The organism is Nonomuraea jiangxiensis (assembly GCF_900099965.1).
GTDB classification, from domain to species: domain Bacteria; phylum Actinomycetota; class Actinomycetes; order Streptosporangiales; family Streptosporangiaceae; genus Nonomuraea; species Nonomuraea jiangxiensis.
Genome location: NZ_FNDJ01000002.1, coordinates 431,376 through 452,792, shown reverse-complemented (window position 1 = coordinate 452,792; position 21,417 = coordinate 431,376). Strand labels below are relative to the sequence as shown.

General features: G+C 72.3%; 17 protein-coding genes. 12 read left to right on the top strand and 5 right to left on the bottom strand.

Features of this window, described 5'->3' with window-relative positions; genetic code table 11:
* Nucleotides 1-85 precede the first annotated feature (85 nt).
* The 7 genes from BLS95_RS05335 to BLS95_RS05305 all read left to right on the top strand — a co-directional run bounded on the left by BLS95_RS05335 (nucleotide 86) and on the right by BLS95_RS05305 (nucleotide 11,267).
* Nucleotides 86-1,447, top strand: coding sequence for an FAD-binding oxidoreductase (locus BLS95_RS05335; protein ID WP_245764854.1), 1,362 nt, complete (start codon nucleotides 86-88; stop codon nucleotides 1,445-1,447).
* Between the two features lie 295 nt (nucleotides 1,448-1,742).
* Complete coding sequence (locus BLS95_RS56720) at nucleotides 1,743-4,190, top strand: serine/threonine protein kinase (protein ID WP_245764853.1); 2,448 nt, start codon at nucleotides 1,743-1,745, stop codon at nucleotides 4,188-4,190.
* Nucleotides 4,191-4,389: 199 nt separating this feature from the next.
* Complete coding sequence (locus BLS95_RS05325; RefSeq protein ID WP_090929710.1) at nucleotides 4,390-5,220, top strand: TetR/AcrR family transcriptional regulator; 831 nt, start codon at nucleotides 4,390-4,392, stop codon at nucleotides 5,218-5,220.
* A 53-nt stretch (nucleotides 5,221-5,273) separates the two neighbouring features.
* A complete protein-coding gene (locus BLS95_RS05320; RefSeq protein WP_090929931.1) occupies nucleotides 5,274-6,806 on the top strand; it encodes an acyl-CoA carboxylase subunit beta in 1,533 nt (510 codons plus the stop codon).
* Entirely contained in the window at nucleotides 6,803-8,794 is a 1,992-nt protein-coding gene (locus BLS95_RS05315) for an ATP-binding protein (RefSeq protein WP_090929709.1), read from the top strand. Before BLS95_RS05320 ends, BLS95_RS05315 begins: the two co-directional genes overlap by 4 nt.
* Nucleotides 8,791-9,567, top strand: a complete 777-nt coding sequence (locus BLS95_RS05310; RefSeq protein ID WP_090929708.1) for an enoyl-CoA hydratase-related protein — start codon at nucleotides 8,791-8,793, stop codon at nucleotides 9,565-9,567. The genes BLS95_RS05315 and BLS95_RS05310 overlap by 4 nt, the downstream gene beginning before the upstream one ends.
* Nucleotides 9,564-11,267, top strand: a complete 1,704-nt coding sequence (locus BLS95_RS05305) for an acyclic terpene utilization AtuA family protein (RefSeq protein ID WP_090929707.1) — start codon at nucleotides 9,564-9,566, stop codon at nucleotides 11,265-11,267. The genes BLS95_RS05310 and BLS95_RS05305 overlap by 4 nt, the downstream gene beginning before the upstream one ends.
* Before the next feature lie 87 nt (nucleotides 11,268-11,354).
* Here BLS95_RS05305 and BLS95_RS05300 read toward each other — a convergent pair whose 3' ends face one another.
* Entirely contained in the window at nucleotides 11,355-12,197 is an 843-nt protein-coding gene (locus BLS95_RS05300) for an ROK family protein (RefSeq protein ID WP_218135607.1), read from the bottom strand.
* Nucleotides 12,198-12,429: 232 nt separating this feature from the next.
* Between BLS95_RS05300 and BLS95_RS05295 the strand changes: the two genes are divergently transcribed.
* The 4 genes from BLS95_RS05295 (at nucleotide 12,430) to BLS95_RS05280 (ending at nucleotide 15,041) form a co-directional block, all read left to right on the top strand.
* Nucleotides 12,430-13,443 (top strand): phosphotransferase family protein, encoded by a 1,014-nt coding sequence (locus tag BLS95_RS05295; protein WP_090929705.1) that lies wholly within the window; start codon nucleotides 12,430-12,432, stop codon nucleotides 13,441-13,443.
* Between the two features lie 92 nt (nucleotides 13,444-13,535).
* Nucleotides 13,536-13,796: a hypothetical protein gene (locus tag BLS95_RS05290; RefSeq protein WP_090929704.1), complete on the top strand. Its 261-nt coding sequence runs from the start codon at nucleotides 13,536-13,538 to the stop codon at nucleotides 13,794-13,796.
* A 57-nt stretch (nucleotides 13,797-13,853) separates the two neighbouring features.
* Nucleotides 13,854-14,705 carry a helix-turn-helix domain-containing protein gene (locus BLS95_RS05285; protein ID WP_090929703.1) on the top strand — a complete coding sequence of 284 codons (852 nt, stop codon included), beginning with the start codon at nucleotides 13,854-13,856 and terminating at the stop codon, nucleotides 14,703-14,705.
* Nucleotides 14,706-14,774: 69 nt separating this feature from the next.
* On the top strand, nucleotides 14,775-15,041 hold the full coding sequence (locus BLS95_RS05280; protein WP_090929702.1) for a hypothetical protein: 267 nt from the start codon (nucleotides 14,775-14,777) through the stop codon (nucleotides 15,039-15,041).
* Nucleotides 15,042-15,196: 155 nt separating this feature from the next.
* Here the strand turns inward: BLS95_RS05280 and BLS95_RS05275 are convergent, their stop codons facing one another.
* From BLS95_RS05275 to BLS95_RS05260, 4 genes are all read right to left on the bottom strand, one after another.
* Entirely contained in the window at nucleotides 15,197-16,564 is a 1,368-nt protein-coding gene (locus BLS95_RS05275) for a sensor histidine kinase (protein WP_245764852.1), read from the bottom strand.
* Nucleotides 16,561-17,259, bottom strand: coding sequence for a response regulator transcription factor (locus BLS95_RS05270; RefSeq protein WP_090929701.1), 699 nt, complete (start codon nucleotides 17,257-17,259; stop codon nucleotides 16,561-16,563). The genes BLS95_RS05275 and BLS95_RS05270 overlap by 4 nt, the downstream gene beginning before the upstream one ends.
* 82 nt (nucleotides 17,260-17,341) lie before the next feature.
* On the bottom strand, nucleotides 17,342-18,847 hold the full coding sequence (locus BLS95_RS05265; RefSeq protein WP_090929700.1) for a phytoene desaturase family protein: 1,506 nt from the start codon (nucleotides 18,845-18,847) through the stop codon (nucleotides 17,342-17,344).
* Nucleotides 18,848-19,114: 267 nt separating this feature from the next.
* Nucleotides 19,115-20,005, bottom strand: coding sequence for a LysR family transcriptional regulator (locus tag BLS95_RS05260; protein ID WP_090929699.1), 891 nt, complete (start codon nucleotides 20,003-20,005; stop codon nucleotides 19,115-19,117).
* Between the two features lie 28 nt (nucleotides 20,006-20,033).
* On the opposite strand from BLS95_RS05260, the gene BLS95_RS05255 reads away from it, so the two are divergent.
* Entirely contained in the window at nucleotides 20,034-21,350 is a 1,317-nt protein-coding gene (locus tag BLS95_RS05255; protein WP_143043590.1) for a putative sulfate exporter family transporter, read from the top strand.
* Nucleotides 21,351-21,417 lie beyond the last annotated feature (67 nt).

Genomic DNA, 21,417 nt, shown 5'->3' with positions numbered 1-21,417 from the left:
GACTACGCAAACCGCAGCAGGCGCGGCGCCGGTGGGCGCGGCGGGCTGTACGATCCGCGCCTGAGGTGCGCCTAGGGTGCAAGGTGTGAGACCGATTGATGCCTTGGTGAACTCCCTGTCCGAAGCCCGCGTCGTGACCGATCCCGACGTGATCGACTCCTATGCCCGTGACCGGACGTTCGTGGCGCCGGGCAAACCGCTCGGGGTGGTGCTGGCGGCCTCCCGCGACGACGTCGTGACCACCATGAAGTGGGCCAGTGAGCACCGGGTGCCGGTGGTGCCGCGCGGCGCGGGTTCGGGCCTGGCCGGCGGGGCCACGGCCGGTGACGGCGCCGTCGTCCTGTCGCTGGCCCGGATGACCGCGATCAAGGAGCTCTCCCCCGCCGACGAGATCGCCGTCGTCGAGCCCGGGGTGATCACCGCCGACCTGGACAGGGCCGCCAGGGAGCACGGGCTCATGTACGCCCCGGACCCGTCGTCGTACGAGATCTCCACGATCGGCGGCAACCTGGCGACGAACGCGGGCGGGCTGCGCTGCGTCAAGTACGGCGTCACCCGGGACTCGGCGCTGGGCCTGGAGGTCGTCCTGGCCGACGGCCGGGTCATGAACACCGGCCGGCGCACCATGAAGGGCGTCACGGGCTACGACCTGACCGGGCTCTTCGTCGGCTCGGAGGGCACGCTGGGCGTGATCACCTCGGCCACCGTCCGGCTGCGGCGGGCGCCGGCCGCGCCGCCGGCGACGTTCGCGGCCGAGTTCGGCTCGCTGCGGGACGCGGGGGCGGCGGTGTCGGCGATCATGGCCGCGGGCTGTCAGCCGTCGCTCATGGAGCTGCTGGACCGCGCCACGCTGGAGGCCATCGACGACTGGCGCAACATCGGGCTGGAGCCCGCCACGCAGGCCATGCTGATCGGCCAGTCGGACGCCGCCGACGGCCAGGCGATGATCGAGCGCATGGAGCGGCTGTGCACCGAGAACGGGGCCTCCTTCGTGGCCGTGTCCTCCAGCCCGGCCGAGACCGAGGAGCTGATCGGGCTGCGGCGGATGGCGTACCAGGCCAAGGAGCGGCTCGGGGCGTGCCTGGTGGAGGACGTGTGCGTGCCGCGATCCGTACTGCCCGACATGATCTCCGCCATCGAGGCGGCGGGCGCGCGGCACGGGGTGCGGATCTGCACGGTGGCGCACGCCGGGGACGGCAACCTGCACCCGGTCTTCATCTTCGAGCACGGGACGGTGGAGCCGCCGCCGGAGGTGTGGGCGGCGGCCGACGAGGTGTTCAGGCACGCGCTGGAGCTCGGGGGGACGCTGACGGGCGAGCACGGGGTGGGGGTGCTGAAGCAGCGCTGGCTGGCGCTGGAGTCGGGGCCGGTGGCCACGGAGGTCCAGCGCGGCATCAAGGCGGTCTTCGACCCCCTGGGCATCCTCAACCCCGGCAAGGCGATCTAGACCCGGCGCCTCCAGAACCGCCCGTCGCGCGGGAGGCCGCCTTGGACCGATCCGGTTCAGGGGCCGGACCGGCGCCGGATCGTGGCCGTTCACCTGGCTGGACCGGTCCCGGCCCGGTTCTTGCGCCCCCATCCGCCTTCACCAAGCCGTGACCTTGGGCATCACGGCATTCACGACCTGCGATGAAGCTGACATCTCTCGTCAAAGGATGAAACTTCTGATAAGTCCGGCAGACGCCTCAACGGTCGCGCTGGTAGCGTTTCGCCACATCCGAAGGGTTTGATGGGGGTCCGACGTGAATCAGTTCCAGCCGTTGGCGGCGGACGATCCGCGACGGCTGGGGACGTTCGACATCGTCGCCCGGCTCGGCGAGGGTGGCCAGGGTGTCGTTTACCTGGGCAGGAGCGACTCGGGGGAACAGGTCGCCGTCAAGCTGCTGCACAACGCCCTGGTGGCCGATGCCGACGCTCGGACCAGGTTCCTGCGCGAGGTCGCGGTGGCGCAGCGGGTCGCCCGGTTCTGCACCGCTCCAGTGCTCCACGCCGACCTGGACGGGAGCCGCCCGTACATCGTGAGCGAGTACGTCCCGGGGCCGTCGCTGCGCGAGCTGGTCATCAACGAGGGACCGCGGCGGGGCGCGGCGCTGGAGCGCCTGGCGATCAGTACGGCCACCGCGCTCGCGGCCATCCACCGTGCCGGGATCCTGCACCGCGACTTCAAGCCGGCCAACGTGCTGATGGGCCCCGAGGGGCCGGTCGTGATCGACTTCGGCATCGCCCGCGCCCTGGACTCGCCGGGGGCGACGGCCACCGGGATGGCCATGGGGACGCCGTCGTACCTGGCGCCCGAGCAGCTCAGCGGCGCGGCCGTGTCGGAGGCCGCCGACGTGTTCGCCTGGGGCGTCACGATGGTGTTCGCGGCCACCGGCAAGCCCGCGTTCGGCGCCGACTCCATCCCCGTGGTGATGAACCGGATCCTCAACGAGGAGCCGGAGCTCGGCGGCATGGACGGCGTGCTGGCCGAGCTGGTGGAGGCCTGCCTCTCCAAGGACCCGGCCCGCCGCCCCAGCGCCGACGAGATCATCGTCCACCTCACCGGGCAGCCCGCCCCGAAGTCCGCCATCGAGCCTGTGGCGGGCGGGCAGTTCGCCACCCCCGCGCCGCACCCGTCCGGCCCGCGACCGGCCGCCCCCTCCGGGTCCACGGACGGCCACGACGTCTACCCCGGCCCCTGGACGCAGCCGACCGGCCCGCAGCAGGTGGGCCATCTCCAGGCGCCCGGCAACCCGCATCTCACCGGCCCGCAGCCCGTGGCCCCGCCCCAGACCGGCCCGTACGGGATGCCCGCCACCCAGACCGGCCCCTACGGGATGTCCGCCGCCCAGACCGGCCCCTATGGCGTGCCCGCCGCGGCCGCCCAGAACGACCCCGGGCAGAACGCCTTCGCGCCGGGCGTTCTCGGCGGCCCCGGCCAGGGCACGGGGCAGATCGGCCCCGGCCAGGGCCCCGCTCAGGGCGGACCGGCGGCGGGCGGACCAGCGGCGGGCGGACCAGCGGCGGGCGGTCCGGCGGCGGGCGGACCGGCCGGTAACTCGCCCTACGGAGTCCCGCAGGCGGGGCTCCCGCAGAACGCTCCGGGAATGCCCGGCAACCCGCAGGCCGGGATGCCCGGCGGGTCCCAGCCACCTCATTCCGCGGTCCCGGGCAACGGCGCCGGGATGCCGCACGGCGGTGGACACGGTGCTCCCCAGGGCGGCTTCCCCGGTGGCCCGCACGCTGCCGCGCCCGGCGTGCCGTCCCACGGTCCCGGCATGCCCCCGGGCCAGCCCTTCCAGGCGGGAACCCAGGGCGGCGGTCCTACTGGTCCTGGCGGCCCTGGTGGTCCGAACGGTCCTGGTGGGCTCGGCGGGCCGGGTGGACCGGCGGGGGCGGAGGACGGTGGGGCGGCCAAGCAGCGCCGTACCCTGACGCTCGCCCTGTCCAGTGCCGCCGCGGTGGCGCTGATCGTCGTCGCCGGCGCGGTCGTGGTGCAGGCGAACAGTAAGCAGGTCCCGGTGACCAGCGTCGGCAGCACCGCCCAGAACGCCTCCGGCTCCGGCGACCAGCCGCCCGGCGTCGAGCAGCCCCCCTCCTCCTCGGCCGTCCCGACGGACGTCTCCGTCCCGATCCCCACGATGGACATCGAGGAGGCCAAGCCGACCAGGAAGCCGAGCAGAACGCCCACCGTCCAGGTGCCGGACCCGGTCACCCACGCGCCCCAGCCCACCAGGACGGCCAGCCCCACCCCCACCAAAAAGAAGAAGCGGAACCTCGTCCCGCCCGCCGAGGACCCGACGACGACGCCGAAGGCGACCTCCCGCCCGACGATCAGCTCCAGCCCCAAGAAGAACCAGACTCAGCCGGTGCCGCCGCCGAAGCCCAACACGTACACGGCGACCTCGGTGTGCGGCTCCGGCTACAAGATCATCGACTCGCACGCACTGGGCAGCAGCGCCGTCATCTACCTGCTGTACAGCTCCGCCGCGGGCAAGAACTGCGTCGTCACGATGTCGCGCCTGATGTATCCGGACAAGATCCAGATGAACGCCACGCTCCAGGTCAAGGGCGGCTCCAGTGGGAGCAACCCGGGCGCGTTCACCGCCTACGCCGGCCCGGTCCGCCTGTCCGCCGTGAAGAAGTGCGTGATGTGGGGCGGTTCGTGGGGGATGCTGAGCTGGAAGTCCGCCTGGAGCCACTGCACCTGACGAACCACCGCACCCGACGAGCACCCCGCACCGCCTTCTCGATCAGCACCCGCACTGTCCCCTCGATGAGCACCGCACCGTCTCCTCGCTGAGCCCCGCGCCCGCCTCGGTGGGCGCTGCTCCGTGTTCCCGTCGCCGATCCGCACCGTGAGGCGATGCTCGCCGGGCGGCGTGTCCCTGGGCGGGATGCCCTGGGTGGGTGATCCTGGCGACGGTGGTGGCGCCCTGGTCGGCGGGCGCGTTCAGGATGGCCTCGGCCGGGGTGGCGGTGAGCGGCGCCGGGGCCGTCGCCGTGACCGGGCGGGACAGGGCAGGACAGGGCGGCGGCGGTGTGGTCGACGAGCCTGGGCGCCACCCCGTGACGTGGGCTCCGTTGTCCGCTAGCGTTGTTGACGTGATCGTCAAATCACCCGCGCCGACGTCCCGCGGCAGGCGGACGCGGGCCGCGTTGGTGCAGGCCGGGCGGGAGGCGTTCGACGAGCACGGCTACGACGCCGTGCGGGTCGACGACGTGTGCCGGCGGGCCCGGGTCTCCCATGGCACGTTCTACACGTACTTCGGGTCCAAGGAGGCGCTGTTCGGCGAGGTGGCCGAGGCGGTGGTCGGCGAGATGTTCGCGGCCAGCGTGGTCGGCGCGGCGGCCCCGGACGACCCGTACGCGCGCATCGAGGCGGCCAACCGGCTCTACCTGCGCGCCTGGGCCGCCAACTCCCGGATGGTGCGGATGCTGGAGCAGGCCGCGACCGGCACGGACCGGTCCGGGCGGCTGCTGCTGGAGTTGCGCGAGGTGTTCGTCCGGCGGGGCGCGGAGGGGCTGCGGCGGCTGCAGGAGCAGGGGCTGGCCGACCCGTCGCTGGATCCCCGGCTCACCGCGATCATGCTGGGCGGCATGGTGGAGCATTTCGCCCATGTCTGGCTGGATCTCGGCGAGCAGGCCGACGAGCAGGTGGCCGTCGACCACCTGACGCGGCTGTGGGCTCGGGCCATCGGGTTGACACGGACGTCAACTCCGGCGGAGGAGGGCACGTGATCAAAAGCAGGCTCGACCCCGGCGGCGAGGACTACCTGAGGCGGCGCGAGGCGATGCTGGCCAAGCTGGCCGAGCTCGACGCCGAGCACGCCAAGGCGGTGGGCGGCGGCGGCGAGAAATACGTCGAACGCCACCGCAAGCGGGGCAAGCTGCTGGCCAGGGAGCGGATCGAGCTGCTGGTCGACCCCGACTCGCCCTTCCTGGAGCTGTCACCGCTGGCCGCCTGGGGCAGCGAATACCCCGTGGGCGCCGGCGTGGTCACCGGCATCGGGGTCGTCGCGGGCGTCGAGTGCGTGATCACGGCGAACGACCCCACGGTCCGGGGCGGCTCGTCGAACCCGTGGACGTTGCGGAAAACCATCCGCGCCTCGGACATCGCCCTGCGGAACCGGCTCCCGTACGTGAACCTGGTCGAGAGCGGCGGCGCGGACCTGCCGGCGCAGAAGGAGATCTTCATCCCGGGCGGCCAGATATTCCGGGATCTGACCCGGCTGTCGGCGGCCGGGATCCCGACGGTCGCGATCGTGTTCGGGAACTCCACGGCGGGCGGCGCGTACGTGCCCGGCATGAGCGACTACGTGGTGATGGTGCGCGAACGCGCGAAAGTGTTCCTGGGCGGTCCGCCGCTGGTCAAGATGGCCACCGGGGAGGAGTCGGACGACGAGTCGCTGGGCGGCGCCGAGATGCACGCCCGGGTGAGCGGCCTGGCCGACTACCTGGCCGAGGACGAGCACGACGCGCTGCGCATCGGACGGAACATCATCGGCTCCCTGCACTGGCGCAAACTGGGCGTCACCCCCTTCGAGCCGCGGGAGCCGCGATATCCGGCGGACGAGCTGCTCGGGATCGTTCCCGAGGACCTCAAGGTCCCCTTCGACCCCCGCGAGGTGATCGCGCGGGTGGTGGACGGGAGCGAGTTCGAGGAGTTCAAGCCGGCCTACGGGACCTCGCTGGTCACGGGATGGGCGCGGATCCACGGCTATCCGGTGGGGGTGCTGGCCAACGCCCGCGGCGTGCTGTTCAGCGCGGAGTCGCAGAAGGCCACGCAGTTCATCCAGCTGGCCGGCCAGTCGCGCACCCCGCTGCTGTTCCTGCAGAACACCACCGGCTACATGGTCGGCAAGGACTACGAGCAGGGCGGCATCATCAAGCACGGAGCCATGATGATCAACGCCGTGTCCAACTCGACCGTCCCGCACCTGACCGTCGTCATGGGCGCCTCGTACGGCGCCGGCAACTACGGCATGTGCGGCCGAGCCTACGATCCCCGCTTCCTGTTCAGCTGGCCGAGCGCGAAGTCCGCGGTCATGGGCCCCGCGCAGCTCGCCGGCGTGCTGTCTCTGGTGGGCCGGGCGTCGGCGCAGGCCAAGGGCCAGGTCTACGACGAGGAGGGCGACGCGGCCATGCGCGCGATGGTGGAGGCCCAGATCGAGGCTGAGTCGCTGGCGTTCTTCCTGTCCGGGCGGCTGTATGACGACGGGGTCATCGACCCCCGCGACACCCGTACCGTGCTGGGCCTGTGCCTGTCGGCGATCAACAGCGCGCCGGTGCCGGCACCGGGCGGGTTCGGAGTGTTCCGGCCGTGATCAACCGCCTGCTCGTCGCGAACCGGGGCGAGATCGCCCGCCGCGTCTTCCGCACTTGCCGCGCGCTCGGCATCTCCACGGTGGCCGTGTTCTCCGACCCCGACGCGGACGCACCGCACGTGGCCGAGGCCGATCTGGCGGTACGCCTGCCCGGCGCCCGTCCCGCCGACACCTACCTGAACGTCGATCGCCTCCTGGACGCCTGCCGCGCGTCCGGTGCGGACGCCGTTCACCCGGGATACGGCTTCCTGTCGGAGAACGCGGACTTCGCCCGGGCCGTACTGGCGGCCGGGCTGGTCTGGGTGGGCCCGCCGGCCGCGGCCATCGCCACCATGGGCTCGAAGATCGGGGCGAAGCGGCTGATGGCGGAGGCCGGGGTGCCCGTGCTGCCCTCGCTGGATCCGGCCGCGCCCGGGGAGTTCCCGGTGCTGGTGAAGGCGTCCGCCGGTGGCGGCGGGCGGGGCATGCGGATCGTGCGCGGGCCGGATGAGCTGGCGCGGGAGGTCGAGTCCGCGCGGCGCGAGGCCGCCGCGGCGTTCGGCGACGGCACCGTGTTCGTGGAGCCGCTGCTGGAGCGGGCCAGGCACGTCGAGGTGCAGGTGCTGGCCGACCGGCACGGGACCGTGTGGGCGCTGGGCGAGCGCGAGTGCAGCGTGCAGCGGCGGCACCAGAAGGTGGTCGAGGAGTGCCCCGCGCCGGGGATCGCGCCGGAGTTGCGGGCGAGGTTGTGCGACGCCGCCGTCCGGGCCGCCCGGAAGATCGGATATGTCGGGGCGGGCACGGTGGAGTTCCTGGTCCTCGGGGACCGGGTGGCGTTCCTGGAGATGAACACCCGGCTCCAGGTCGAGCACCCGGTGACCGAGTTGGTCCATGGCGTCGATCTCGTACGGCTGCAGATCGAGGTGGCCGAGGGCGCCGCGCTGCCCCCGACACCGCCTGAACCCTCCGGGCACGCCGTCGAGGTCCGGCTTTATGCGGAGGACGGCGATTACGTCCCGCAGAGCGGGGTGCTACGGCGCTTCGAGGTCCCCGGCGACGTCCGGGTGGACTCGGGGGTGGAGTCCGGCTCCGTGATCTCGCCGCACTACGACGCGATGCTGGCCAAGGTCGTCGCGCACGGCTCGTCCCGGGCGCAGGCGGTGCGCCGGCTCGTCACGGCGCTGCGGCGGGCGCGGCTGCACGGCATCACGACAAATCGCGATTTGCTGGTAAAAATCCTGACGAGCCAGGCGTTCTTGGCCGGCGACACCCACACCGACTTCCTCTCCCCCACCGGCCCCCTCCACGACGGCGCCCGCCCGCACGCGCAACGTCCCGGCGACCCCCCGCACGCGGACCGCCCCGGCGAGCCGCCGCACGTGGAGCGTCCCGGCGAACCCCCGCACGTGCAACGCCCCAGCGGCCCCCTGCACGCGGAACGCCCCGGTGAGTTGCCGGTCCTGGCCGCCGCCCTGGCCCTGGCGGCCGCCAACAGGCGGCGGGCGCCCGTGCTGGCGAGCCTGCCGAGCGGCTGGCGCAACGTCCGTTCCCAGCCCCGCCACGCCCGCTTCGAGCAGGCCGAGATCGTCTACGACCCGCTCCCCGAGGGCGTCACGGTGATCGCCGCCGATCCCGGACGGGTCACTCTGGAACGCGACGGCGTCCGCCACACCTTCGACGTGGCCCGCTACGAGGACGACGGAACGGTCTACGTCGACCACGAAGGCGGCTGCCTGGCCCTCACCCCGATCCCCCGCCTGCCCGAGCCGGTCGAGCACGTCACTCCCGGATCCCTGCTGGCCCCCATGCCGGGCAGCGTGTCCCGGGTCGAGGTGGCGCCCGGCGACCGGGTGACCAGGGGCCAGGCGGTGCTGGTGCTCGAAGCGATGAAGATGGAGCATCGGATCGCCGCTCCGGCCGACGGCGTGGTGTCCGGGGTACACGTCGAGCAGGGCCAGCAGGTCGACGCGGGCGCGGTGCTGGCGATCATTCAAGAGGGGAACTCATGAGTCTCGTACACAAGGAGCTGGCGGCGGGCGTCGCCACCGTCACGCTGGACTCGCCGCCCAACCGCAACGCGCTGTCGATGCGGCTCCTGGGAGACCTCAAGGACCGGCTCACCTGGGCGCTGGCCGAACCGGAGGCCAGGGTGATCGTGCTGACCGCCACGGGCACGGTGTTCTGCTCCGGCGCCGACATCAAGGAGCAGCGCAGCGCGGAGGGCCGGCCGGAGGCGCCGGTGACGGCGTCGTTCCCGGAGATCCTCGAACTGATCTGGGAAAGCCCCAAGCCGGTCATCTGCCGCATGAACGGCACCGCGCGGGCGGGCGGCCTGGGACTGGTGGCGGCGTGCGATTTCGCGGTCGCGCCGCTGACGGCGTCGTTCGCGTTCACGGAGGTACGGCTCGGGGTCGTGCCCGCCATGATCTCGGTGCCGGTGCTCCGGCGGGTGGGCGCCCGGGCGGCGGCCGAGTACTTCCTGACCGGCGAGGTGTTCGACGCCGCCAGGGCGGTGGAGATCGGGCTGATCTCGCGGGCGGTGCCAGGGGAGGAGCTGGACGCGGCGGTCGCCCACTACGCCGGGCTGCTGGCCAGGGGCGGCCCTGAGTCCCTGGCCATCACGAAGCGGCTGGTCAGGGAGGTGCCCACGATGTCGTTCGCGGAGGGGTTGCGGCGGATGACCGAACTGTCGGCCGAGCGGTTCACCTCGGCGGAGGGCCAGGAGGGCATCGCGGCCTACATGGACAAGCGCCCGCCCAAGTGGGTCCCGCCCCAGGGATGAGCGAGTTGAGCCTGCGCATCGCCAACTGCAGCGGCTTCTACGGCGACCGCCTCTCGGCCGCCAAGGAGATGGTCGAGGGCGGTCCGATCGACGTGCTGACGGGTGACTGGCTGGCGGAGCTGACCATGCTCATCCTGGCCGGCAACCGCCTGAAGGGCCGCCCCGGCTACGCGCCGACGTTCCTGCGGCAGTTGGAGGACGTTCTCGGCCCCTGCCTCGACCGGGGCATAAAGATCGTGTCGAACGCGGGCGGCCTGGACCCGGCCGGTTGCGCCGAGGCCGTCCACGACCTGGCCGCCCGGCTCGGCCTGTCCCCCGCGGTGGCCCACGTCACGGGCGACGACCTCACCGGCACCCCGCTGGACCTGACGAACGCCGACACCGGCGAACCGCTCACCGCGACCCCGCTGACCGCGAACGCCTACCTCGGCGCCCGTCCCATCGCCGCGGCCCTGTCCGCGGGGGCCGACGTGGTGGTGACGGGCCGCGTGACGGACTCCGCCCTGGTGACGGGTCCGGGCATCTGGCGGTACGGGTGGGGCCCCGAGGACCTGGACCCGCTGGCGGGCTCGGTGGTGGCGGGGCACATCATCGAGTGCGGCTGCCAGGCCACGGGCGGCAACTACGCGTTCTTCCAGGACGTACCGGACCTGGCCCACTGCGGCTTCCCGATCGCCGAGCTGCACGCGGACGGCTCGTCCGTCATCACCAAGCACCCCGGCACCGGCGGCCTGGTCTCGACGGGCACGGTCACCGCCCAGCTCGTCTACGAGCTGACCACCCCCCGTTACCTCGGCCCTGACGTGGTGGCCCGCTTCGACACCATCACCCTGACGGACGAGGGCCCGGACCGGGTGCGCGTCTCGGGCGTCCGCGGCGAGCCTCCGCCCGACACCCTCAAGGTCTCCGTCACCTACCTGGCCGGCTACCGCAACACGATGACGCTCGTCCTCACGGGCCTGGACGTGGCGGCCAAGGCCCGGGTGGCGGAGGAGGCGATCTGGGCCAGGATCCCCCGGGAGTCGTTCGAGCACGTCGACGTGACGCTCACGGACTCGGGGCTGCTGCGGATCACGGTCATGGACGCCGACGCCCAGCGGGCCGGCCGCGCCTTCTCCGCCGCGGTGGTGGAGACGGGCCTGGCCAGCTACCCGGGCTTTTACGCGCTCACCCCGCCGGGCAATGCCTCGCCCTACGGCGTCCACTGGCCGGTGCTGGTCCCGGCCGCGCGGGTCCGCCCGCGCGTCTTCCTGAACGGCACGGAGCTCCCCCAGGCGCCACCGGCCCCTCCGCGCGCCCTCGCCGGAACGCGCCCCGCCGGCCCGGTGGACGACCGGAGGGCCACGCCATCCGCCCCCGGCGGACCGGCCGTGTGCCTGCCCCTGGGCCGGATCGCGGGCGCCCGCTCCGGCGACAAGGGCGGCGACGCCAACCTCGGGGTGTGGACGGACACCCGCGAGCGCTACGACTGGCTGGCGGGCCACCTGACGGCCGACAGACTGAAGGAGCTGCTGCCGGCCCTGGCCGGTTACCGCGTGGACCGCTACGAGCTGCCCAACATCAAGGCGCTCAACTTCGTCGTCCACGGCCTCCTGGGCAGGGGCGTCGCCGCCAGCCCCCGGATGGACCCACAGGCCAAGGCGCTGGGCGAGGAGCTGCGCGAGCAACTCCTCAACGTCCCAGCGAGCCTGGCCGGCTGAGCGCTCCGGAAGCTCAGCCCGAACCCTTGCCGGCTGAACGCCCCGACGGGCCAGCCTGAGCCTGGCCGGCTGAGCGCCCCCGGCGGGTTATCCGGCCGTGGAGGCGGCCCGCCAGCCCAGGAGCCCGGCTCCCAGCATCCCCGCCTGCGCCCCGAGGGCCGAGGCCAGGATCTCGGGAGGGCGCCGGAACGACAGGCGCGCCGACAGCCGCTCCCGCAGCGGGCTGAGCAGCGCTTCCCCCGCCTGCGACACCCCGCCGCCGATCACGATGACGGCCGGGTCCAGCAGCAGCGTGTACGTGGCCAGCCCCGCGGCCAGCGCCCCCACCGCCTCGTCCCACACCCGCACCGCCCGCTCGTCACCCTCCGCCACCCGCCGCGCCGCCTCCGAGGCCGAGGGGACCCCGCACCGGGCCGCGAGGGCGCCGCCCGAGGCGTAGGCGGCCAGGCAGCCCCGCTGCCCGCATCCGCAGGGCAACCCGTCGGGATGGACCGGGATGTGCCCGATCTGCCCGGCCCAGCCCCCGGCGCCGCCGTACAGCGAGCCTGACAGGACCACCGCGCCCGCGATGCCCGTGCCGATGGGGAGGAACAGCACGTCCCCGCTGGAATGCCCCCCGTAGGCCAGCTCCGCCTCACCGGCCGAACGCACGTCGTGCCCCAGCGCCACGGGCAGGTCCACCTCCGTGAACGCCGAGGCGGGCACGTCACGCCAGCCGAACGCCGCCGAGAAGACCGCGTGCGTCGGCGTGACCAGCCCGGGGACGGCCAGCCCGACGGCCAGCGGCCGCAGCCCGGCGCGGGGGCGGGACAGCTCGGAGACGAAGGCGGAGATCGCGGCGATGACGCGGTCGGCGCCTTCGGCACGCGGCGTGACCCGACGCTCGAAATGGAGAACCGTCCCGTCCTGGGCGACAAATCCGCCTTTCATGGTGGTACCGCCGACATCGAGCGCGACGACGCAGTACATACCTGGTCATCCCCCGTCAATGGTTTTGAGATCAACGTCCTCTCTGGAGAAAGATAGGTCCTATGTCGAGGGCGCGTCGGACGCCGGGCCCGGCAGGCTCGCCGTGCGCACAAGCGCTCACGCAGGGTTGACCGTGCGCGCGGTGCCCTCGTAGGGTCAGCGACTAGAATATCGTTCTGTAGAGGGGCGGTACATGACCTCCAGCCACATCGACGTCAGCGCCATCGACCTGGCCGAGCTCGCCACGTGGATGGACGGCCAGGGCCTGCCCGGTGGCCCGATCACGGGCGTGGCGCCGGTGCCGGGCGGCACCCAGAACGTCATGGTCCGCCTCGAACGCGCCGGCCGCCCGTACATTCTGCGCCGCCCGCCCCTGCACGCCCGCAGGAAGAGCAACGAGGTGCTGCGCCGCGAGGCGCGGGTGCTGGCGGCGCTGCGCGACACCGCCGTGCCCGCGCCCGTGCTGGTGGCCGCGCAGACGGCCCAGGAGCCGGTCTTCTACCTGATGGAGCCGGTCGAGGGGTTCAACCCCTCGCTCGGGCTGCCGGAGCCGCACTCCTCCGATCCGGCGATCAGGCACCGGATGGGGCTGGAGGCCGCCGCCGCGCTGGCCGAGCTGGGGCGGGTCGATCCGGGGGTGCTGCCGGGGTTCGGCCGGCCGGAGGGGTTCCTGGAGCGGCAGGTGCCGCGCTGGCTCAAGGAGCTCGACTCCTACGGCGAGCTCGACGGCTACCCCGGCCCCGACATCCCGCACCTGCCCGAGACCGCCGACTGGCTCACCCGCCACCTGCCGAAGACCTTCACCCCGGGCATCATGCACGGCGACTACCACTTCGCGAACCTCATGTTCGCCCCCGACGGCCCCCGCGTGGCCGCGATCGTGGACTGGGAGATGTGCACGATCGGCGACCCGCTGATCGACCTCGGCTGGCTGCTGGCCACCTGGCCCACCAACAACGGCCACGTCCCCGGCCTGCCGGCGCCGCGGGAGCTGATCGCGTACTACGCGGCGCTGTCGGAGCGGGACATGTCGGCCATCGACTGGTACGCGGTGATGGCCTGCTTCAAGCTCGGCATCGTCCTGGAGGGCAGCCACGCCCGGGCGTACGCCGGCAAGGCGCCCAAGGACATCGGGGACCTGTTGCACGCGACGACGCTGGGGCTGTTCGAGCGGGCCAGGGAGTTCATGGACGGCGCACTCGACTGACCCGCATCACGATTTCGGGAAATTTGATCACATAGCGCCCCCCAAGTCCTACAATTGCGCGCAATTGCATCACTTAACGGGGAAGGATCGTCATGCGTATGCGGTTCCTCGGCTCCACCTCGGAAGCGGGCGCCTGTCCCACCCTGTACGAGACCGACCGCGGCACCATCGTCGTACAAGGACTCCAGGTCACCGACGCGGAGGCGCTCGCCGACCTCCGCGACGTGCTCGACGGCGAGACCGCGGTCGAAGTGCCCCGAGAGCTCATCACCGAGATCGCCCGCCGAGTTCTGTCCGACGACCCGGCAACCGCTTTCCAGCCCGGCGAGCCATCACCGTCGGCCACCGGTTGATCACATTCGCTCCTGGCCCTGGCATGATCGGCATCACCGGGGCTAGCCTCTTGCGGCGTGACGTCGTTTCAACAGGCGCGCGTCGATCTCGGCGGTCACTTACGCCAGTTACGCGAGGCCGCTCATCTGTCGGGCAAGGAGCTTGCCGAACGGCTGCAATGGCAGCCGTCCAAGGTCTCGCGCCTGGAGAACGCCCGGCAGACGGCCACCGAGGATGACGTCATCGTGTGGGCGCAGGCCGTAGACGCCTCGCCCGGCACGACCGACGAGCTGATCAGGCAGGCCGTCTCTCTGCTGGAGCGGCACGACGACTGGAAGCAGCGCCACCGCAGCGGCCTGGCGGCCATCCAGGAGGACATCCGCGACCTGGAGGCACGCACCAAGCTGTTCCGGGTGTTCGAGCCCGGCATCATCGTCGGCCTGCTGCAGACCTCCGAATACGCCAGGCACGTCTTCCGCAAGGTCAAGCGCCTCTACAGCGCCGCTGACCAGATCGACGCGGCGGTGCGGGTGCGGATGCAGCGACAGGAGATCCTCTACGACCGCACGCGCACGTTCAGGTTCGTGGTGACGGAGGCGGTGCTGCGCACCTCCCTGGCGCCGCCCGAGGTCATGCGGGGCCAGCTCGACCGCCTGCTGGCCGTCAGCACGCTGCCGAACGTGGAGTTCGGCGTGGTGCCGTTCGGCACCGAGCTGCCGTCCAACCCGATCAACGGCTTCTGGATCTACAACGACTCCATGGTCTCCGTGCCCACCATGACCAAGGACCTGACCCTGCGCGACCCCGACGACATCGCCTTCTACGTCCGGGCCTTCAACGACTACGCCAAGGCGGCGGAGTTCGACGAAACGGGGCGAGGCGTCATCATCAGCGTTCTCGACGAGTATCGCAAACAATCCGCACATTAAACGCAGCAATTGCTTGCCTCCCGGCACAAGATCGTGCAATTCTGTCGCGAGACGTTGCGGAGGTGACGCATGATGCTCGATACCTCGCTCTGCCTAGAGCGGTTCGCCTGGCACGCGGGTCGTCACGCCGACCTGTCGGTCCAGAGCCTGGCCCTATCCAGCGACCCGGCCTACGTGTCGGTTCGCAATCGCTTCTCGGCGACCCTGGCGGAGACCGTGACCTGCTCCGACGAGGGGGCGTTCGTCACCTCGTGGGGCTACCGCCTGGGCACCACTGACGACGTCGAGTCCGCCGCCGCCCGGCTCGCCTTCCTGCTCGCCGCCCTTCCGGCCTAGCCACCGGCCTCGCGGCAGACCTTCCGGCCGCCGGGCCGCTTCGTGACGATGGTGGCGCGCGATCGACAGCGTGACCTGCTGGGTTGACAGCCTGACCCGCCGCTCCCTTGAACGCGACCAGGACGGGCCATGACGTGTCGCCGTCAAGGCCCGTCTCAAGCGGGCTGCCCGGCCTCCGAGCCCCGGACGACCGTCCCCGGCAAATTCATCGTGGCGACGGCGCCGCCGTCCTGTGCGTTGGCCAGGGTGACCTGGCCGCCGGCCTCCTTCACGGCCTGGGCCACGATCGCCAGTCCCAGCCCGGACCCCGGCAGGCCGCGCGCCAGCGGTGACCGCCAGAACCGCTCGAAGACGTGCGGCAGGTCCTCCTCGGCCAGCCCGGGGCCGTGGTCGCGCACGGTCAGCCAGCCGTGCCGCAGCCGCACCTCGACCTGGCCGCCGGGGCTGAACTTGGCGGCGTTGTCGATGAGGTTGAGCACGGCACGTTCGAGCGAGGCGGCGTTGCCGACGACGTACCAGGGGGACAACTCGGTGGTCACCTCCGCGCCGCGCAGCCGCGCGCGCTCGACGGCGGCGGTCACCACCTCGTGGAAGGCCAGCTCCACGTGCGGCTCGTGGTCGGTGTCGCCCCTGGCGAGCTGGAGCAGGTCGGCGACGAGCGTGGTCAGCTCGGCGAACTGCGCCTTCACGTTGACCAGCAGACGCTCCTTGGCCCCAGGGTCGAGGCTGCGCCCGGTCTGCTCGCTGCGCAGCAGCAGGTCGATGTTGGTGCGCAGGGTGGTGAGGGGGGTGCGCAGCTCGTGGCCGGCGTCGGCGACGAGCTGCCGCTGCCGCTCGCGGGACCCGGCCAGCGCGGTGGTCATCGCGTTGAACGAGGAGGACAGGCGGGCGATCTCGTCGCTGCCCTGCACGGGGATGTGTGTGCCGAGGTCCTCGGTCTGCGCGATGTGCTCGACCGCCCGGGTGAGCCGCCCCACCGGGCGCAGCGCGGCGCGGGCGATGAGCAGCCCGGCGGTCGCGGCCAGCAGGATGCCCAGCGCGGCCACGCCGCCGAGCAGTAACGCCACGCCCTGCAGCGTGTCGCGCAGCTCCCCCACCGGCCTGGCGTCCATGACCGCCGTGTTGTCCCCGACCCGCTCGGTGAGGATGCGCATCTGCGTGCCGTCCTCGGTGAGGCCGTTGTGGTAGTGCCGCTCGCGCGTGCCGGCGGCCACCTCCCGGTCCTCCTCGGTGACCACCAGGGCGGGGCCGTCGTAGCAGGTGGGACGGTCGTCGGAGTAGATGATCTGCGTGGAGTATTGCGGCCCGTAGTGGTCCTCGGCGACCGGCTCGGGCCTGCACTCCTCCCGCAGGTATTCGAGCTGCTCGTGCGCGTTCTTGCCCGCGCCGAGCTGGCGGTCCAGCTGGTCGTAGAGCTGCTGACGAACGATCATGAAACAGGCGCCCGCGATGATCGCCACCGCGAGCGCCACCGCGATGGTGACCAGCAGCGTCAGCCGGGTGCGCAGGCTGCCCCGAATCACCGCTCCGCCCGCAGCACGTAACCCACGCCGCGCACGGTGTGGATCACCCGCGGCTCGCCCCCCGCCTCGGTCTTGCGCCGCAGATACATCACATAGACGTCGAGCGAGTTGGACGTGGGCTCGAAGTCGAAGCCCCACACCTCGCTCAGGATCTGGTCCCTGGTCAGCACCTGCCGGGGATGCGCCAGGAAGAGCTCCATCAGCAGGTATTCGGTCCTGGTCAGGTCGAGCCGGCGCGTGCCCCGGGTGACCTCCCTGGTCGCCGGGTCCATCCGCAGGTCGCCGTAGGACAGCGTGTCGGCCTCGGGCGCGCCGGCGTTGAGCGCGCCCCTGCGCAGCAGGGCCCGCACCCGGGCCAGCAGCTCGTCCAGCTCGAACGGCTTGACGAGGTAGTCGTCGGCCCCCGCGTCCAGCCCGGAGACCCGGTCGCCGACCGCGTCGCGGGCCGTGAGCATGAGGACGGGGATGTGGTTGCCCGAGGCCCGCAGCCGGCGGCAGGCGGTCAGTCCGTCGAGGCGCGGCATCATGACGTCGAGCAGCACCGCGTCGAAGGGTCCTGCGGCCAGCGTGGCGAGCGCCGCGTGCCCGTCGCCGGCGGTGACGACCTCGTAGCCCTCGAACTCCAGGCTCGACTGCAGCGCCTCACGCAAGGCGGGCTCGTCGTCAACGACCAGCAAACGGGCGGGCTCACTCATGGCTTAAACGCTAGGGCCTCATCATGAGAACGCGATGAAGGGGTCCGCTGGTGTTCATGAGATCGGCTGGATTCGCTCCACTTCAGCGTCCCAGAACGGCCATGGCCGCGTTGTGGCCGGGGATTCCGCTGACGCCGCCGCCCCTGCGGGCGCTCGCGCCGCAAATGAGGATGCGCTCGTGCGCGGTTTCCACGCCCCAGCCGCTTTCCTCCGCGTACGGCCAGGTCAGGTCCTTGTGGAAAATGTGACCGCCGGGGAGTCCCGCGTCCTTTTCGAGATCGACGGGCGTTTTGGCCTCCACGCACGGGGTGCCGTCGGGGGTCCGGAGCAGGCAGTCCTCGATGGGTTCGGCGAGGACGGAGTTGATGGAGGCGAAGGTGGCATCCAAAGCGACTTCCCGCGATTTATCGGGATTTTTCCGGAAAAGTCGGGCTGGCATGTGCAGGCCGAACAGCGTCATCGTCTCGGCCTTCCCGCGCAGTTCCGGGCCGAGAATGGACGGGTCGGTCAGGGAATGGCAGTAGACCTCGGCCGGCGGCAGTTCCGGGATCTCGCCGTTCGCCGCCTGCGCGTACGCCCTGGCCAGCTGATCATGGCCCTCGTTGATGTGGAACGTCCCGCTGAAGGCCGCCCGCGGGTCCACCGTCGGGTCCTTCAGCCTGGGCAGGCGGGCCAGCACCATGTTGACCTTGAGCTGCGCCCCCTCGGACACCGTCGCCGGCCGGCCCATCACCCGGTCGAGCACGGCGGGCGGCAGGTTGACCAGCACCCGCGTACCGTTCACCGTGTGCTCGCGGCCCTCCGACTCGAACGTGACCTCCCCGGACGGCGCGATCCCGACGATCTCCGCCCCGGTCCTGATCTCCGCCCCCGCCCGCCGCGCCGCCGCCTCCAGCGCGCCGGACACCGCGCCCATCCCGCCCACGGGGACGTTCCAGTCGCCGGTGCCGTCGCCGATCACGTGATAGAGGAAGCACCGGTTGGCCAGCAGATCGGCGGCGGGGTCGGCGAAGGTGCCGATGAGCGCGTCGGTGAGCACGACACCCCGTACGGTGTCATCGCGGAACCGCTCCGCCACGGTCTCGCCGATCGGCCGGGCGAACAGGTCCCGCCACGCCTGCGCCCCGACCAACCGCTCGATCTCGACGGGTTTGCGCAGCGGTTCGAGCAGGGTGGGCGCCAATGCCTGCGCGACCTGCTGCACCATGCCGTAGAAGTCCTGCCACGCCTCGTGGTCGCGCCGGCCTCCCGTGACCGCCGCGAACGAGGCCGCCGTCCGACCCGCGTCCACGTTGTCCACGAGCAGCCCGGTGTCCCCGGTGGGGGTGTAGGAGGCATATCGCCGGCGCCTCAGCTCCAGGTCCAGCCCCAGGTCCCGGACGATCTTCGACGGTAGCAGGCTGACCAGGTAGGAATAGCGCGACAGCCGTACGTCGACCCCGGGGAACGGCCGGGCCGAGATCGCCAGGCCGCCGACGTGACCGTACCGCTCCAGCACCAGCACCCGCCGCCCGGCCCTGGCCAGGTACGCGGCCGCGACCAGCCCGTTGTGCCCACCACCGGCTACAACCACGTCATACACCCTCATTACCGCACCATAAGTCCCAAACCACACCATCCGTCAACAACCCCACCCCCCGACCACACACCGTCGCACGGCACTGCAGGCAGCCGGGGCGGCCTTACGTTCCGCGAGCGCCACCGCCCCGGGGCCTCCCGAGCGGGCCTCGCAGGCGGGCCTCGCGGGCGGGCCGAGCGGCACTTGCCGACGGGCCTTGCCGACGGGCTTCCCGGGCGGGCTTCCCGGGCGGGCCTCGGGGGCGGCACTTGCCGACGGGCCTGGCGGGTGGCCGGTTCAGGGGCGGCTGGCGATGCTGAGCAGCGTGGCGGCCGGGCCGGCGAGCGGGCGGCCACGCCGCCACACCGCGCGCAGGCTCCTGACCAGGTTGAGCCCCGCCAGCGGCACCTCCACCAGGCGCCCGGTCGCCACCTCGGCCTCGACCGCGTACCCGCTGAGCACCGCGGGCGCCGCGCCCGCCTGCGCCGCCCCCTTGACGGCGGAGTTCGACCCCAGCTCCAGCCGCGGACTGGCCCGAGGCAGGGTCGTGAACGCCACGTCCAGGGTCTCCCGCGTACCCGACCCGGGCTCCCGCACCACCAGCGGCGTGGCGGCCAGTTCCGGCCCTCTCAGCACCGTGCGGCGGCGCGCCCACGGATGACCCGGGGCCACCACGACCACCAGCCGGTCGGTGCCCACGACCCGGCTGGCCAGGCCCTCCGGCACCTGCGGCCCCTCGACGAACCCCAGCTCCACCTCCTCGCGCAGCACCCGCGCCGCGACGTCGGCCGAGTTGACGACGTCCAGCCCCACCTGCACGTCGGGTTCGCGGTTCTGCAGCTCGCCGAGCCACCGGGGCACCAGGTACTCGGCCACCGTCATGCTGGACGCCACCCTCAGATGGGCCGCCTCGCTGGTCCGCACGGCCTGGACGGCCCGCATGAGCTCGTGGGCGGCGGCCAGCACGTGGGCGGCCCAGTCGGCCACCATCCTGCCCTCGGCGGTGAGCGTGGATCCCCTCGGCGTGCGTTCGATCAACGGCAGGCCGAGGCGGCGTTCGAGGTGGGCGACGCGCTTGCTGGCCGACGGCTGCGCGATCCCCGCCGCCTTCGCCGCCTGCCCCAGACTGCCCAGTTCGCCCACATCGACGAGAAGCTTCAACGAATCGAGATCAGGCAGCCCGCTCATAGCCGCAGGCTATGACCTCCCAGGCAACATGCGCCTACCGCCCCCGCCCCACCCTCAGAACACTGAGCTCATGCCCGCCCCCGATCACCCCACCCCACCCTCCCCACGCACCTCCACCCCAACGCCCCCGCCCCCACACCCCACTCCACCGACCATCGCCGGTCCACTGGCGGCGCCCCCCCAGCCCACTCCCGCTCCACTGGCCACGCACTCGCAGCCCAATCCACCCGCCGCATCCCCGCCGCCCGCCACACCACCATCGCCGGCCCGCCACACCCCCGCGCGGACCGGCACGCTGTGGCCCGGGCTCGCGCTTGCGGCCGTGGCCGTGGTGGTCGCCATGCTGATCAGCCGGTTCGTGCCCGTGCTCAGCCCTGCCGTAGTCGCGGTGCTCTCCGGTGCGGCCCTCGCGAACACGGTGGGAATCCGGGAACGCTCCAAGCCGGGCCTCGCGTTCGTGTCCCGGCGGGTGCTCCGGGTGGCCGTCGCCCTGCTCGGCCTGCAGATCGCGATCCCCCAGGTGCTCGCCCTCGGCTGGCAGACCCTGGCCATCGTGGCGGTCGCGACGACGACCACGTACGCGCTGACGCCGCGCATCGGCCGCCGGCTGGGCCTGTCCCCGGGCACCTCCCTGCTGGTCGCCACGGGCGTGTCCATCTGCGGCGCGGCGGCCATAGCCGCCATGCGCGACAGCACGGACATCGCCGACGACGATGACACGGCCAACGCGCTCAGCGTCATCGTCCTGTACGGCACCGCCGCCATCGTCCTCGTCCCGCTCGCCGGTTCACTCCTCGGCCTCACCCCCGCGCAGCTCGGCGTCTGGACGGGAGCCTCCGTGCACGAGGTGGCCCAAGTGGCCGCGATCGGCGCCGCCACAGGCGTGCTGACCAGCGCGGTAACAGTCAAGCTGGGCCGCGTCATCCTGCTGGCCCCGATCGTCGCCCTCACCACCCACCGCCCGCGCCGCCACCCCGCCCCGCGCCGGCTCCCGGTCCCCCCACAGTCCGCCCACCCCGAAACCACCCCCCAGACCGACCCCCGATACCCGACCACCACCCCGCCACCCGGCACCCGGCACGCGGCCAAGCCCCCGATCATCCCCTTCTTCGTGGCCGCGTTCCTGGCGATGGTCGTCCTGCGGAGCACCGGCTGGCTCCCGCCCGCCGTCACCGCCGCCGCGCCGGTCGTCACCAATGTGCTGATGGCGGCCGCCCTGTTCGCCCTGGGCACCGGTATCAACCTGCGTAAACTCGCCAAGGGCGGCCGGGCCGTGCTGCTCGGCGGCATCGCCACGGGCATCATCGCCGCCGTGTCTCTGGCAGGCGTGACCCTCCTCGTGTGATCCTCAGGTGGACGGCCGGACCGAGAGGCCCGTAACCTCCTCTCTTTCTGAAGATAATCCGCGAAAC

Bases quoted from the DNA above. Each gene is read 5' to 3' on its own strand.
- BLS95_RS05320 (WP_090929931.1), top strand. From the start codon at position 5,274: ATGCTGGCCAAGCTGGCCGAGCTCGACGCCGAGCACGCCAAGGCGGTG.
- BLS95_RS05310 (WP_090929708.1), top strand. From the start codon at position 8,791: ATGAGTCTCGTACACAAGGAGCTGGCGGCGGGCGTCGCCACCGTCACG.
- BLS95_RS05305 (WP_090929707.1), top strand. From the start codon at position 9,564: ATGAGCGAGTTGAGCCTGCGCATCGCCAACTGCAGCGGCTTCTACGGC.
- BLS95_RS05300 (WP_218135607.1), bottom strand. From the start codon at position 12,197: ATGAAAGGCGGATTTGTCGCCCAGGACGGGACGGTTCTCCATTTCGAG.
- BLS95_RS05295 (WP_090929705.1), top strand. From the start codon at position 12,430: ATGACCTCCAGCCACATCGACGTCAGCGCCATCGACCTGGCCGAGCTC.
- BLS95_RS05290 (WP_090929704.1), top strand. From the start codon at position 13,536: ATGCGTATGCGGTTCCTCGGCTCCACCTCGGAAGCGGGCGCCTGTCCC.
- BLS95_RS05280 (WP_090929702.1), top strand. From the start codon at position 14,775: ATGATGCTCGATACCTCGCTCTGCCTAGAGCGGTTCGCCTGGCACGCG.
- BLS95_RS05270 (WP_090929701.1), bottom strand. From the start codon at position 17,259: ATGAGTGAGCCCGCCCGTTTGCTGGTCGTTGACGACGAGCCCGCCTTG.
- BLS95_RS05265 (WP_090929700.1), bottom strand. From the start codon at position 18,847: ATGAGGGTGTATGACGTGGTTGTAGCCGGTGGTGGGCACAACGGGCTG.
- BLS95_RS05260 (WP_090929699.1), bottom strand. From the start codon at position 20,005: ATGAGCGGGCTGCCTGATCTCGATTCGTTGAAGCTTCTCGTCGATGTG.
- BLS95_RS05255 (WP_143043590.1), top strand. From the start codon at position 20,034: ATGCGCCTACCGCCCCCGCCCCACCCTCAGAACACTGAGCTCATGCCC.